This is a genomic window from Mycobacterium sp. P2_H7 (genome assembly GCF_056403275.1).
In genome coordinates, this window is the sequence record NZ_JBFUFU010000016.1 from 47,283 (window position 1) to 61,367 (window position 14,085).

Sequence of the window (14,085 nt, forward strand, 5' to 3'; positions counted from 1 at the left end):
GATGACCGCATCCTCCTACCGCCCGCTGCTGCTGGCACCGTTGGCCAAGGCCGGTCACCGGGCCGGTCAGCCACTGGCCCGGCTCGGCCACATGCTGGTCTTCTTCGTCCGGGCGGCGGCCTCGGTGCCGATCGCGTTGCGGCAGTACCGGTCCGAGTTCGTCCGGCTGCTGTCCGACATCGCCTGGGGCAACGGCTCGCTGGTTGTCGGCGGGGGCACCGCCGGAGTCGCGGTGGTACTGGGCATCACCGTCGGCGCCGTCGTCGGGATCGAGGGTTATAACTTCCTGAACCTGCTCGGGCTGGGGCCCGCGACCGGCATCATCAGCTCGCTGGTGAACACCCGCGAGCTGGCGCCGATCGCCATCGCGCTGGCCTTCGCGACCCAGGGCGGCTGCCGGTTCACCGCCCAACTCGGCTCCATGCGGATCGCCGAGGAGATCGACGCGCTGGATTCACTGGCCATCCGGCCCATCCCGTACCTGGTGACGACCCGGCTGATGGCCTCGGTGGTGGCCGTCGTCCCGCTGTACGTGGCCTGCCTGGCAGTGAGCTACCTGACCACCCAGATCGTGGTGTTCGCCATCAGCGGGAGCTCGATGGGCTCCTATATGCACTACTTCACCCTCATGCTGTCCGGTACCGACATCATCTTCTCGTTGCTCAAGGCCGTGGTGTTCGTCTGGATCGCCTCCACCATCCAGTGCTACTTCGGGTACTACGCCTCCGGCGGCCCAGAAGGCGTCGGCGTCGCGGCCGGGCACGGCATGCGCGCCAGCATCACGGTCGTCGTCATCGTCAACATGCTCCTCACGATGGCGCTGTGGAGCGTGGACTCCGGCGCCAGGTTCGGTGGCTGATGGCGAACAACTTCGACACCGACGGGCGCGGTGCCAGCACCCGGCAGCTGCTGCTCGCCGGCGTCGCGGTGGTGCTGGTGTTCGCCCTGGTGACCGCCGTGCTGCTGGCCAAAGCGACGGGCCGGCTGGAGAACTACGTCCGGGTGGTCGCCGACCTGATCAATGTCGGCGACGGCCTGCCGCAGAAATCCGACGTCAAGTACCACGGCCTGCTCGTCGGTTCGGTGGACAGCGTCGTACCGGCGGCCAACGGCAACCCGAACTTCGTGCACATCGACCTCAAACCCGAATACGCGCAATCCATTCCGGCGTCGGTCACCGCTCGAGTGGTGCCCAGCAACGTGTTCGCCGTCTCGTCGGTGCAACTGGTGGACCCCGACGGCCGCAACGCGGGCCCCGCCATCAGCACGGGCGACCGGATCTCCGAGGACACCGAACTGCCGACGGTGCTGTTCCAGACCACCATCAGCAAGTTGCGCGACATCCTGGCGTCCACCGGTCGTGGACGTGAGGACAAGACCATCGGCGTGCTGGCCGCGGTGAACGCCGCCACCCAGAACCGCCGCACCGAATTGCTCACGGCGGGTGGGCAGCTGAACGCGATCATCGACCAGCTCAACGGGATCGTCAGCACCGATCCGGACGGCACCACGGTGTCCGCCCTGGTCGCCGCCACCCGCGGCCTGCAGCAGAGCGCACCCGAACTGGTCGACGCGCTGCATCAGGCGGTGCGGCCGATGCAGACGCTGGTGGAGCAGCGCGCCCAGTTGACCGATCTGATCGACGGCGGTGTGCACACCATGAACACGACCAGTACCGCCCTGGGTAACCACAGCGATCAGCTGGTCCGGATCACCGGACAGCTCACCCCCGTGTTCGGCGTGTTCGCCCAGCAGGCACACAATTTCGTTCCGGCCTTCACCAAACTCAACGCGTTGGCGGACAAATTCTTCAGTGAGGTGTGGATGTCCGACGTGGACACCCCGAACATGCGGGTGAACCTCTCGTTCACCCCGTCCTACACCTACAGCCGGGCCGACTGCCCGCAGTACGGGGAGCTCAAGGGGCCGAGTTGCTACACGGCGCCCCTGATTCCGGTGCGCCCCGACCTGCCCCAGACGCTGCTGCCGCAGAACTACCAACCCCCCGCGAACCTGGCGCCACCGCCGGGCACCGTGGTCGGGCCCAACGGGAACCTGGTCGCGGTCGGGCCGTCGCTGGTCAACCCGTACCCGAACCTCGCCGACCCGAATCCGCCGCTGCCGCCGGGCGTCACACCCGCCCCGCCGGTACCCGGCACGTCCAACCCGGCCTTCGCGCCCGCACCCCCGACGGGTGCCCCCGACGCGCCGTTGTTGCCGGCCGAGGCCGCTCCCGCCGGCTACGGCGTCTCCGGCGGGAATGTCGGACCGGTCGGAAGCCCTTCCGAGCAACAGCAATTGAGCATCATCACCGGGCAGCCCGCCACGGTGGCCACCCAACTGCTGCTGGGCCCGGTCGCGCGCGGCACGACCGTTTCGCCGGCGGGAGGTAGCGCATGAGGCACCGCTCCGCGGCGATCGGCCTGGCCCTGTTCATGGTGGTCGCGATGACGCTGACCTGGCTGGTGTACGTCACGCTGCGCCGAGACGTGGCGGGCCGCACCGAACCGTACGCGGCGGTGTTCACCGATGTCTTCGGACTGCGGGTGGGCGACGACGTCCGCATGGCGGGGGTGCGGGTGGGCCGCGTCGAAAACATCGAACTGCAAGGCGATCTCGCCAAGGTGTCCTTCGTCGTGCAGAGCGACCAGCAGGTCATGGGCAACACCGTCGCCTCGGTCACCTACCAGAACATCGTCGGCCAGCGGTACCTCGGTCTGTCGCTGGGCACCATCGGGGACACCGGTGCGCTGCGTCCGGGCAGTGTCATCCCCGTCGACCGCACCGACCCGTCCTTCGATGTGGGGACCCTCCTCAACGGCTACGAACCGCTGTTCAGTGTGCTCAACGTGCAAGACGCCGACAACCTCACCAAGGGCGTCATCCAGTCCCTACAAGGCGACCCGGCCTCGCTCACCGCGCTGGTCGACCAGACGTCGCGGCTCACCGAATCCTTTGCGGGCCAAGACCAGGCGCTGGGCGACACCATCACCAACCTGGACAAGCTCTTCGGCACGCTGGCCACCCAGAACGACAATCTGGACCATGTCATCGGGCAGACCCGCGACGTCGTGCAGACCCTGGACGCGCGGCGGCCGGAGCTGATTGCCTCCACCGGGTCGGCGGCCAGGGTGATCCGGCAGTTGGCGACCATCTCCGATGAGGTCTATCCCTCCCTCAACGAACTCGTCACGCGCCAGCCGGGATTCGTCAAGCACATGGCCGACATCGAGCCGCAGTTGGCATTCACCGGTGCCAACCTTCCGCTGCTGTTGAAGGGCCTGGCCCGGATCACGGGCGAGGGCGCCTACGCCAACGCCTACTCCTGCGACCTGAACATCACCGGATTCTTCCCCGGCCTCAACGACGTGGTGCCGATCATCGTCGACGCCGCGACACCGGGCAACAAGGCCTGGCACACCCCGAGATGCAGGAACATGGCGAATGGCTGAGCAGACACACCCCAAGAAGCGGCCGCTGGAGTCCCACAGCCGGACCGTGCTCGGCCTGATCGCGATCGCGGTCGTCGCGGTGCTCATCGGCGCGCTGTTGCTGGCCAAGGTACTCGACATCGGATACCGCTCCTACACCGCACAATTCCAGCAGGCCGCCGCTCTGCAGTCCGGAAACCCGATCACCGTCGCCGGGATCCAGGTCGGCGAGGTGGGCAGCATGAAACTGGCCGGCGACCGTGTCGAGGTCCGGCTGAAGGTGCGCAAGGACGTCGGCCTCGGCGCGGACACCCGGGCCGTCATCAAGATCACCACCGTGCTGGGTTCGCGATACCTGGCGTTGCAACCGGCTGGCCCGGGGAGCCTGCCGCACAACATGATCGACCTCGCGCACACCGAGGTGCCCTACGATCTGCAGGAAGCACTGGCCGATGTGACGACCACCTACGAGCAGGTCGACACCGACCAGTTCGGACAGTCGCTGGCCGTGCTGGGCAAGCAGTTGTCGACCCTTCCACCGGTGGTGCCGCAGGCGATCCAGAACGTGCACACGCTCTCGACCATCATCGCCGACCGCCGCGACCAGATCGGTGCGCTGCTGAAAACCACTGAACTGGTGAGCAATACCCTGCGCCGCCAGCAGAAGAACATCGGCACCATGATCAACCAGGGCCAGCAGCTGGTGGGCGAGTTCGTGGCGCGGCAGGCGACCTTCCACGCCATGATGCGCTCGCTGACCGACCTGGTGAATACCTTGAGCGACCTGGCCATCGAGAACCGGCCGCAGCTGGAGCAGTTGCTCAGGGAGCTGCGCACGCTCTCGGACATGCTGGGCAAGCACGACGATCTGCTGCGCAGCACCCTGCAGGCCGGCCCCATCGCCCTGCGCGGACTGGCGAACGCCACCGGTACCGGAAACGCGGTGGACCTCAACGTGCCCAACGGCCTGCTCGTCGATTCGTGGATGTGCGCCATCAGCGGCCGTGCCAAACAGTTCGGCATGATCCAGTACTACAAGGACTGCAAGTGAGAACCACCAGAGCCAAGCTGATCGCGCTGAGCCTTGCCGTGCTGGCCGTGGTGGGCGGCGTCGTGGCCTGGCGTGTCATCGCCCCCCGCATCGACGTCATCCACGTGACCGCGCAATTCGACAGCGCAGCAGGGCTTTACACCGACAACACGGTTGCGGTGCTCGGAATGCCGGTGGGCCGGGTCACCAGGATCACGCCGAAGAGCGGCTATGTCGAGGTCGAGTTCACCGTCGACCGTGGGGTGCAGATCCCCGCCGACGTCCAGGCGGTGACCGTCTCGAACTCGATTCTGACGGACCGACAGATCGAGTTGACGCCGCCGTATCGCGGCGGACCGACGCTGGCCAACCACGACACCATCGGGTTGCCCCGCACCAAGACCCCCGTCGAATTCGCGCGGGTACTCGACGTTCTGAACAAACTGTCCAGCTCGCTCAAGGGCGACGGGCACGGCGGCGGCCCGCTGGCCGAGGTCGTCAACAGTGCCGGCGACATCGCGGCGGGCAACGGCGATCAGCTGAAATCCGCACTCGGTGAGTTGTCGGATGCCCTGCGGCTCAGCGCAGATGGCGGTGCGCAGACGGGCGGACAGCTGACCACCATCGTCAAGAACGTCAGCTCGCTGTTCGATGCCGCGGCCACCAACGACACCACCCTGCGGGAGTTCGGCTCCACGATCCGCTCGCTCAGTGACGTGCTGGCCGACGAGAATCTGGGCAGCGGCACCACCGGACGGCAGATCAACAGGGTGATCGAACAACTCGGTGAGGTGCTGGACGCCAACCGGGACCAGATCAAACAGATCGTGGCGAACGGCGACACCACCTTGAAGACGGCGGTGGCGCACCAGCGTGACCTGGCCGAGTTCCTCGATCTCACCCCGATGACGCTCGACAACCTGTACAACATCGTCGACCAGACCAACGGTTCGGCCCGGGTCCGGGTGCTCACCGACAAACTCATCTTCGACACGCAGTCGACCAAGGAGCTGTGCAACATGATGGGGTTGCGGCAATTAGGTTGCAGCACCGGCACTCTGCAGGACTTCGGCCCCGACTTCGGTCTCACCTACGTGCTCGACGGTATGGCCGCGATGGGGCAGAAATGATCCGGGGCGAGCGAAGCGACGGGAGAAGGGCCCGCGGAGCGGCACTGCTGATCGGCCTGGCGCTCGTCCTGTCCGGGTGTGCCTCCAGCGGCCTGTCCAGCCTGCCGCTGCCCCGGCCCGGCGTCGGCTCGGGCGGCTACACACTGAACGCGATTTTCGCCAATGCCCTCAACCTGCCCGCCAACGCCAAGGTCAAGCTTGCCGGTGCCGATGTGGGACAGATGGAGACGATGACCGCCCACAACTACACCGCGGTCACCACCCTGCGCATCATGGACGGGGTGGCCCTGCCCGTCGGCAGCACCGCCGAACTGCGCTCTGCCACACCATTGGGCGACGTGTTCGTCGCGATCAAGCCGCCCGTCGACGCCGCCGCAGGCGCCCCGCTGCTGCACGACGGTGACACCATCGGCCTGGACTCCACCCGGGCCGCGGCCACCGTGGAGTCGGTGCTGAGCTCAGCGGCGATCCTGGTCAACGGTGGCGCGGTGCGCAACTTCACCGGCCTCATCAACGGCTTCGGCAAGGCCACCGGCGACCAGGGACAGGCCTTCGGCCAGCTGATCGGCAAGACGAACAACCTGTTGGCTCGGCTCAATTCGCGGTCGGATCAGATTTCCGATGCGCTGACCGAGACCGCGAACCTGGCCAAGACGCTCGACGCCAAGAACCAAGAGCTGACCGACGTACTGTCGGCCGCCGCGCCCGCGACCGACACGCTGGCCGAACACACCACGGCCATCGCCGATCTCGTGCGCCAGCTCGGCGACACCTCCGAGCAACTACGGAAGTTCCCGTCGGTCGCGGGCACCGACACCAGCGGTCGCAGCGTCGTCAAGGACGCCAACACCGTCGCCGCAGCCTGGAACGATGTCGCCCTGGCGCCCGACGCCACACTCGCCGCGCTCAACAGGCTGATGCCGCCGCTGGTGAAAGCCACCTCCAGCAGCGCGATGTCGGTGCGGGTGAGCATCGACCGGTTGGTGCTGGGATCGATCCCCGATATCGGCTTCGGCGGCGACGTCGGCCTGCACGGCCCGAAGTGGAATAACTTCCAGCAGATCATCGGATCGCTGAAATACACGTTGTGGCGGCTGCAAGAGCGCGTCGTCGGACAGGGCCCAGGTGTGCCCCAGGTGCCGGTGGTGCCGGACCCCGTCCGGCCCGGCGAACTGATCCCCGCGACCCCGGAGCCACCCCGATGATCGGCCGGCTGGCCGGCGGCGCCGTGGGGATGGTGCGCGCCGCGCATCGGCGGCGTACCTGGCTGTCCGCAGGCGCTCTCGTCCTCACCCTCGTGATCGCCACGGCTTACCTGTTCTTCGGTGCGCTGCGGGTGAATCCGCTCGCATCGAGCTACCGGGTGACCATCGAGCTACCCGAATCCGGTGGCCTGCTGGCCGACCAGAACGTCACCTTGCACGGCGTCCCAATCGGCCGGGTCGAGGCGTTGCGGCTGGCGCCGCACGGCGTCGACGCCGAAGTCAGCCTGCAGTCCGACATCAAGATCCCCGCTTCGGCGGCGGTCCGGGTGTCCGGTCTGTCGGCCGCGGGTGAGCAGTACATCGATTTCGACGGCGGCGCCGATGCGGGGCCCTACCTGGCGAACGGCAGTGTGGTGAAACTCGGCACGGCCACCGTGCCCGTCACCCTGGCCGAGCTGCTCGCCAACGCCGATGGTGCTCTCGCACAGGTAGATACGGCCAAGTTGGACCTGATCAAGAAGGAGCTCAGCCTCAGCACCGAAGGGCCACGCAAGCTGGCCGACATCATCGACGGCGGCACCTTCCTGCTTTCGACACTGGACTCGGTGCTGCCGGAGACCACCAGCCTGCTCAAGACCAGTCGTGTGGTGATGAACCTGTTCAACGACAAGAACGCCGGAATCCACGCCGCCAGCACCAATCTGAACGCCACCTTCGTCGGCATCGACAAGATGCGCGACGGCTTCCGCAGGCTCACCAATCAGACGCCCGGCGCGCTGCATTCGATCGACAACCTGTTCACCGACAACTCAGACACGATGGTCACTCTGCTGGGGAGCCTGGCCAGCACCTCGCAACTGCTGTACCTGCGGACCCCGGCGGTGAACGCGCTGTTCCCGACGTATCGGACCTCGGCGCTCGACGCGCTCGGCAGCATCATGCACGACCACGGCATCTGGGCCACCGGCGATGCCTACCCGCGCTACGCCTGTGAGTACGGAACACCGCGCCGCCCACCGTCTTCGGCCGACTACCCGGAGCCGTACATGTACACCTATTGCGCCGACGACGACCCGGCCGTGCTGATCCGTGGCGCCAAGAACGCGCCGCGCCCGGCCGGGGACGACACCGCCGGACCCCCACCGGGGGCCGATCTCGGCCGCACCACCGATCCGACCCCGCAGGGACGGTTCAGCATCCCCACCCCGTACGGCGGCCCGGTGCTGCCGATCGAACCACCGCGTTAGCACGCACGACAGGAGGAACGCCATCATGGCCACCGTCACCGAGAAGACGACCGAGAAGACCACCGAGCACGACGAGGACGTCACCGACGAAGACCTCACGCCCCACGCCACCGAGCCCGAGGACACCGCCGAGCCCGAGGACACCACCGAGGTGACGCCGAAACCCGGCAAGTCGCGGCGCATCCTGGCAGCGGCGCTCGCGCTGATCTACCTCGTGACGCTCGGCGGCTGCGGTTTCCTGGGCTGGCAGCTGTGGCAGCAACATCAGGTGGCGCGCGACGGCGACGACGCCCGCCAGGCCGCCGTCACCTACGCCCAGATCCTCACCAGCATCGACTCCGGCAAGGTCGACGAGAACTTCACTCAGGTGCTCGACGGCGCCACCGGTGAGTTCAAGGACATGTACTCCCAGTCCAGCGTGCAACTGCGGCAGCTGCTGATCGACAACAAGGCGGCCGCGCACGGGATCGTCACCGAGTCCGCCGTCCAGTCCGCCGCCAAGGACAAGGTGGTGGTGCTCCTGTTCGTCGACCAGTCGGTGCAGAACACCAACGTGCCCGATCCGCGGATCGACCGCAGCCGGGTGAAGATGACCATGGAGTACGTCGACGGCCGCTGGCGCGCGGCCAAGGTCGAACTGCCGTAACACTATGCGTATCAAGAGCATTCTGATGGCCGGGGCAACCCTTGCGCTGCTGGCAGCTCCGCCGGCGTCCGCATCGGCGGTATCCCTGTGCGGCGACCTCGGTGGGCAGTGGGACGGGCAGTACTGCCACACCACCGTCACCTCCGAACGCCAGGCGGTGCGCGACATCAAGCTGGCCGTCCCGGGTGATCTGGTCGACCATCCCGCCGCCGGACCGGTACTGCGGGACTACCTGCGCACGCTGATGGACAACTGGCGCTCGGTCGGGACGAAGATGGTCGCCGACAGCTACGGCGAAGAGAACTTCCAGACCTTCCAGCACGGCAATCTGCTTTCGGTGGTCTTTCGCGAGACCTATCACGCCGACGGACCCGACTTCAACAACGCGTACCGGACGTTCACGTTCGACATGGCCGGCCGCCGCCAGGTGCGCCTGGCCGATCTGATGCGCCCCGGGGTCGATCCGCTGACCGCCATCCCGCCGCTGGCGCAGCCCTTCCTGAGCACCGCACTCGATGCCGCCGCCCCGCCACACGATCCGGGCACCTACCCCTTCGTCCCGGACCGGTGGACCCCGGACAAGGTGTACTCGGGTGCATACCGGGCGTGGGCCCTGACTCCGGCCGAGCTGATCCTGTACCTGCCGGACTACCCGGTGGGCCATGACGTTCCGCTGGACTTCACCCCGGGCAGGATGCAGTGGTCGATGGACGGTGGCACCGTGACCGTCCACGTTCCGCTGACCGCGCTGGCCCCGGTTCTGCGCCCTGGCCTGGGCGGGGTCTGAGCCGGCACGGAAGAGCAATTACTGTCAGTTCGTTGTCAGAACGGGGACGCATGAGCGTGCGTCACTTCTGACGGACTGACGGGGGACGGTCGTGAGTATTCGGTTGGGCGCGGTGGCGGTGGATTGCCCGGACCCGGCAGCGCTCGGGGACTTCTATCGCGAGGTGCTGAACGCGAAAGTGCTGTTGTCCACCCCGGACCTGGTGGCGCTGGAAGGTCCGGGGATCTTGCTGAGCTTCGAACGCATCGAGGATCATCAGCCGCCCACCTGGCCCGGCGGTCCGGTGCCCAAACAGCTGCACCTGGATCTGGCGGTCGACAACCTCGACCTTGAGGAGGGCCGGATCCTGGCGCTGGGAGCGACGAAGGCGCAGGTGCAGCCGAATCCGGACAAGTGGCGGGTGCTGATCGACCCGGCGGGCCATCCGTTCTGCATCACGGTGCTGTTCCGGGCACCGTCCTCGGCATAGATGTCGAGAATCGCGCGGCGGCTCCGTCCCCGTGGTGAGTGACCGCTAGGGTCGCGAACGGGAGGGAGAAACGCATGGCGAAGTATCTGCTGCTCAAGCATTACCGGGGGGCGCCGGCATCGGTGAACGACGTCCCGATGGACCGGTGGACACCCGCCGAGGTCGAGGCCCACATCGCCTATATGAACGGTTTCGCCGCGCAATTGCAGGGCACCGGCGAATACGTCGACAGCCAGGCGCTGGCCCCGGGCGGCACCTGGGTGCGCTCCGGCGGACAGGGCGAAGCACCGGTGACCGACGGGCCCTTCGTCGAGACCAAGGATCTCATCGCCGGCTGGATGGTCATCGACGTCGACAGCTACGAGCGGGCGCTCGAGCTGGCGGCGGAGTTGTCGGCCGCGCCGGGTGCCGGTGGCAAGCCGATCCATGAATGGCTGGAGTTGCGGCCGTTCCTGAATCACGCGCCCTGCGCCACCGAGTAATGGATACCGCGCGGCTGCGCGATCTGATCCCCGGTGTGCTGGCGGCGCTGGTACACCGGGGCGCGGATTTCGCCACCGCCGAGGACGCGGTACAGGAGGCGCTCATCCGGGCGCTGGAGACCTGGCCGGCGCGCCCGCCCGAGGATCCGAAGGGCTGGTTGATCACCACGGCGTGGCGCCGCTTCCTGGACCTCACCCGATCCGATACCGCCCGGGCGACCCGCGAAGTCCTTGTCGCAGAACAGCCTCCGGCCGGCCCGGCCGTCGCGGTGGACGACACCCTGGCGCTGTACTTCCTGTGCGCGCACCCGGCGCTGACGCCGGCCTCGGCGGTCGCGCTCACCCTGCGCGCGGTGGGCGGGCTCACCACCCGGCAGATCGCGCAGGCCTATCTCGTGCCGGAACCGACCATGGCGCAACGTATCAGCCGCGCCAAACGCACCGTCGGCGGCACCGGGTTGAACCGGCCCGGAGACCTGGCCACCGTGCTCAAGGTGCTCTACCTCGTGTTCAACGAAGGGTACGGCGGCCAGCTGGACCTCGCGGAGGAAGCCATCCGGCTGGCCCGGCAGCTGGCCGTCGCGACCCCGGACGCCGAGGTGGCCGGACTGCTGGCGCTGTTCCTGCTGCATCACGCCCGCCGGCCGGCCCGCACGACGCCCGACGGCAGCCTCGTCCCGCTGGCGGAGCAGAACCGGGAGTTGTGGCGCCGTGATCTGATCACGGAGGGTGTCGCCGTGCTGCAGGCCGCGTTGAGCCGGGATCGGTTGGGGGAGTATCAGGCTCAGGCGGCGATCGCGGCCCTGCACGCCGACGCCCAGACCGCCGAGGAGACCGACTGGGTGCAGATCGTCGAATGGTACGACGAACTCGTGCGCCTGACCGGCAGCCCGGTGGTGCGACTGAATCGGGCCGTTGCGGTGGGTGAGGCCGACGGTCCCCAGGCCGGACTCGCGGCGCTGGCCGAACTGGATCCCGCGCTACCCCGGTATACGGCCGCGCGGGCCTACCTCTACGAACGTTCAGGTGAAACAGCAACGGCTGCAGATCTTTACGTCCAGGCCGCAGGGCAGGCCGACAATGTCGCCGAGCGCAATCACCTCACGATCCGGGCGGCGGCCCTGCGTCAGGGCTGAATCCCCGCATGATGGTGTCCAGGTGGCGTTGCCAGCGGCGCCTGCCCCGGTGGGCCGGATCGATCCGCTCGGACTGGATGACACCGCGCAGCGCCCATACGGCAATCGTGATGTCATCGGGGGTGAGATCGGCGCGCACCGCATTCGCCTGCTGGGCGCGGGTCAGCAGGGCCGTCGAGCGCCGGCGCAACTCGTCCACCAACGGACGGGGCGCGAGGTCACCCCACACCGGGGCGGACAGTCCCGCCTTCTCGGCCAATTCGACACCGACGGTGCGCAGGAACAGTTCGACGCCCTGCTCGGGGGGCGCCTGCTCGGCGGCGTCGGCGACCTCGATGAGTCGCTGGAAGAAGCCCGCGAGCACCTCCTGTACAAGGGCCTCTTTGTTGGCGAACCGGCGGTAGAGCGTCGCCGGGCCTACGCCGGCCACGGTCGCGATGTCCTCGAGGGTGGCGTTCGGGCCGTGTTCGGCGAACACCTGTTCGGCCGCCTTGACCAGTTTGTCGCGGTTGTTCGTGGCATCCCGCCGCACGTGTACCTCCGACGACCCGTCGCGGGAATAGATCCCGCACCAACACGTTCCAGACTATGTGATAGCTACACTATCAGTTATGGAGGAACAGTGATCACTCTCGGGCATTCGGATCTCACAGTGCGACTCATCGGGCTCGGCTGCATGGGAATGTCGCAGTTCTACGGCGACTCCGACGACGAGCAGTCCATCGAGACCATCCGCGCCGCGATCGATCTGGGCGTGAACTTCCTGGACACCTCGGATGTATACGGCGGCTCCGATATCGGCACCGCGACCAACGCGCGCGGCTTCGGCCACAACGAACAACTGATCGGCACGGCGCTCGCGGGCCGGCGAGATCAGGTGGTGCTGGCCACCAAGTTCGGCGCCAAGATCAACGACACCGGCGACGGGATCGCCATCGACGGCAGGCCTGAGTACGTCGCAGCCGCGTGTGACGCGAGCCTGCGCAGGCTCGGTACCGACGTGATCGACCTCTACTACTGCCACCGGCGTGACCGCACCGTGCCCATCGAGGACACCGTCGGCGCCATGGCCGAACTGGTCACCGCGGGCAAGGTTCGCGCACTGGGTCTCTCCGAGGTGGGGCCCGACCTGATCCGTCGGGCACACGCGGTGCATCCGATCACCGCATTGCAGAGCGAGTACTCGCTGTGGGAGCGCGGCGTAGAGCAGTCGATCACCACCGTGTGTCGTGAACTCGGGATCACCCTGGTGCCGTACTGCCCGTTGGGCCGCTCAGCGCTGACGGGCGCACTGAAGTCCGGAGACTCGTTCGACGCCAACGATTTCCGGTCGTCCAACCCGCGATTCTCGGGCGCCAACCTGGCCACCAACCTGGCACCGGTCGCGGCACTCACCGAACTGGCCGCCGAGAAGGGCTGCTCGCCAGGTCAATTGGCACTGGCGTGGCTGTTGGCGCAACCCTTGGACGTCGTCCCGATCCCGGGCACGCGGCGTATCGCGCATGTGCGGGAGAACGTGGCCGCCGCGGCCGTGGCGATCAGCGCCGACGAGGTCGCCTACCTGAGTCAAGTTTTCGCACCCGGCCGGGTGGTGGGTGAGCGCTATACCCCGGTCCACGCCGCCACCGTGTCCGACTGAGAACAACAAGGAGAAGAGAGTATGAGCAAGGTTTGGTTCATCACGGGGTCATCCCGCGGCTTCGGCCGCGAATTGGTACGCGCCGCACTGGAAGCCGGGGACAGCGTCGCCGCCACCGCCCGGCGCCCCGAACAACTCGACGACATGGTGGCTGCCTACGGTGACCGGATCGTGGCGTTGCCACTCGATGTCACCGACGCCGAGGGCGCAGCGGCCGCCATCGCCGCCGCGCACACGCGGTTCGGCCGCATCGACGTCGTGGTCAACAACGCCGGGTACGCCAACGTCGCACCCATCGAGACCGCCGACGACAAGGACTTCCGCGCCCAATTCGAGACGAACTTCTGGGGCGTGGTCAACGTATCCAAGGCGGCGATCCCGGTGCTGCGCAACCAAGGTGGAGGGCTGATCATCCAGTTCTCCTCGATGGGTGGACGAGTCGGCGGCTCGGCCGGCATCGCGTCCTATCAGGCCGCCAAGTTCGCGCTCGACGGGTTCTCCCGCGTGCTGCAGACCGAGACTGCGCCGTTCGGGATCAAGCTGCTGGTCGTGGAGCCCAGCGGATTCGCCACCGATTGGGCCGGCTCGTCGATGGAGATCGCCGATGTGCCAGAGCATTACGCGAGCACGGTGGGGGCGATGAACGCGATGCGCGGCAGCAGTGCCGCCATCACCGCGGGTGATCCGGCCCGCGCCGCGGAGATCCTGGTGCGGCTGTCGCGACGCGACGACCTGCCCTATCACCTGCCGTTGGGGGTGAACGCCGTGGAGGGCTCGATCCGACAGGACGAGTTCCTGCTCGCCGAGGACCGCAAATGGGCGGCCGTCGGGCGATCAGCGGATTTCGCCGAGCCCTATCCGGTGGAACTACCCGCCTAGCGGC

At 67.5% G+C, this 14,085-nt stretch carries 15 protein-coding genes; 14 read left to right on the forward strand and 1 reads right to left on the reverse strand.

Translation table 11 applies throughout. The features are described from left to right. The first annotated feature begins 1 nt into the window (after position 1). The 12 genes from AC1DY7_RS23555 to AC1DY7_RS23610 all read left to right on the forward strand — a co-directional run bounded on the left by AC1DY7_RS23555 (position 2) and on the right by AC1DY7_RS23610 (position 11,563). Positions 2–859: an MlaE family ABC transporter permease gene (locus tag AC1DY7_RS23555; protein WP_477496146.1), complete on the forward strand. Its 858-nt coding sequence runs from the start codon at positions 2–4 to the stop codon at positions 857–859. Further along, on the forward strand, positions 859–2,400 hold the full coding sequence (locus AC1DY7_RS23560; RefSeq protein WP_477496192.1) for an MlaD family protein: 1,542 nt from the start codon (positions 859–861) through the stop codon (positions 2,398–2,400). The genes AC1DY7_RS23555 and AC1DY7_RS23560 overlap by 1 nt, the downstream gene beginning before the upstream one ends. Next, the gene (locus tag AC1DY7_RS23565) at positions 2,397–3,452 is read left to right on the forward strand and encodes an MlaD family protein (RefSeq protein ID WP_477496147.1); all 1,056 of its coding nucleotides are present in this window, start codon (positions 2,397–2,399) and stop codon (positions 3,450–3,452) included. The genes AC1DY7_RS23560 and AC1DY7_RS23565 overlap by 4 nt, the downstream gene beginning before the upstream one ends. Beyond that, a complete protein-coding gene (locus tag AC1DY7_RS23570; RefSeq protein WP_477496148.1) occupies positions 3,445–4,482 on the forward strand; it encodes an MCE family protein in 1,038 nt (345 codons plus the stop codon). The genes AC1DY7_RS23565 and AC1DY7_RS23570 overlap by 8 nt, the downstream gene beginning before the upstream one ends. Next, positions 4,479–5,591: an MCE family protein gene (locus AC1DY7_RS23575; protein ID WP_477496149.1), complete on the forward strand. Its 1,113-nt coding sequence runs from the start codon at positions 4,479–4,481 to the stop codon at positions 5,589–5,591. Before AC1DY7_RS23570 ends, AC1DY7_RS23575 begins: the two co-directional genes overlap by 4 nt. Continuing rightward, positions 5,588–6,796, forward strand: coding sequence for an MCE family protein (locus AC1DY7_RS23580; protein WP_477496150.1), 1,209 nt, complete (start codon positions 5,588–5,590; stop codon positions 6,794–6,796). Before AC1DY7_RS23575 ends, AC1DY7_RS23580 begins: the two co-directional genes overlap by 4 nt. Then, the gene (locus AC1DY7_RS23585) at positions 6,793–8,043 is read left to right on the forward strand and encodes an MlaD family protein (RefSeq protein ID WP_477496151.1); all 1,251 of its coding nucleotides are present in this window, start codon (positions 6,793–6,795) and stop codon (positions 8,041–8,043) included. Before AC1DY7_RS23580 ends, AC1DY7_RS23585 begins: the two co-directional genes overlap by 4 nt. Positions 8,044–8,068: 25 nt before the next feature. Continuing rightward, positions 8,069–8,689 (forward strand): YfgM family protein, encoded by a 621-nt coding sequence (locus tag AC1DY7_RS23590; RefSeq protein ID WP_477496152.1) that lies wholly within the window; start codon positions 8,069–8,071, stop codon positions 8,687–8,689. 4 nt (positions 8,690–8,693) lie between these two features. Beyond that, on the forward strand, positions 8,694–9,476 hold the full coding sequence (locus AC1DY7_RS23595) for a mannan-binding lectin (RefSeq protein ID WP_477496153.1): 783 nt from the start codon (positions 8,694–8,696) through the stop codon (positions 9,474–9,476). Between the two features lie 91 nt (positions 9,477–9,567). Continuing rightward, complete coding sequence (locus tag AC1DY7_RS23600) at positions 9,568–9,945, forward strand: VOC family protein (RefSeq protein ID WP_477496154.1); 378 nt, start codon at positions 9,568–9,570, stop codon at positions 9,943–9,945. A gap of 74 nt (positions 9,946–10,019) precedes the next feature. Continuing rightward, a complete protein-coding gene (locus tag AC1DY7_RS23605) occupies positions 10,020–10,427 on the forward strand; it encodes a YciI family protein (protein WP_477496155.1) in 408 nt (135 codons plus the stop codon). Next, entirely contained in the window at positions 10,427–11,563 is a 1,137-nt protein-coding gene (locus AC1DY7_RS23610; protein ID WP_477496156.1) for an RNA polymerase sigma factor, read from the forward strand. The genes AC1DY7_RS23605 and AC1DY7_RS23610 overlap by 1 nt, the downstream gene beginning before the upstream one ends. On the opposite strand, the gene AC1DY7_RS23615 is transcribed toward AC1DY7_RS23610, so the two are convergent. Further along, positions 11,529–12,095 carry a TetR/AcrR family transcriptional regulator gene (locus AC1DY7_RS23615; protein ID WP_477496157.1) on the reverse strand — a complete coding sequence of 189 codons (567 nt, stop codon included), beginning with the start codon at positions 12,093–12,095 and terminating at the stop codon, positions 11,529–11,531. The genes AC1DY7_RS23610 and AC1DY7_RS23615 overlap by 35 nt on opposite strands. Positions 12,096–12,188: 93 nt before the next feature. On the opposite strand from AC1DY7_RS23615, the gene AC1DY7_RS23620 reads away from it, so the two are divergent. Both AC1DY7_RS23620 and AC1DY7_RS23625 read left to right on the forward strand, forming a co-directional pair. After that, positions 12,189–13,202, forward strand: coding sequence for an aldo/keto reductase (locus tag AC1DY7_RS23620; protein ID WP_477496193.1), 1,014 nt, complete (start codon positions 12,189–12,191; stop codon positions 13,200–13,202). A 21-nt stretch (positions 13,203–13,223) separates the two neighbouring features. After that, the gene (locus AC1DY7_RS23625; RefSeq protein ID WP_477496158.1) at positions 13,224–14,081 is read left to right on the forward strand and encodes an SDR family NAD(P)-dependent oxidoreductase; all 858 of its coding nucleotides are present in this window, start codon (positions 13,224–13,226) and stop codon (positions 14,079–14,081) included. The last annotated feature ends 4 nt before the right edge of the window (positions 14,082–14,085 follow it).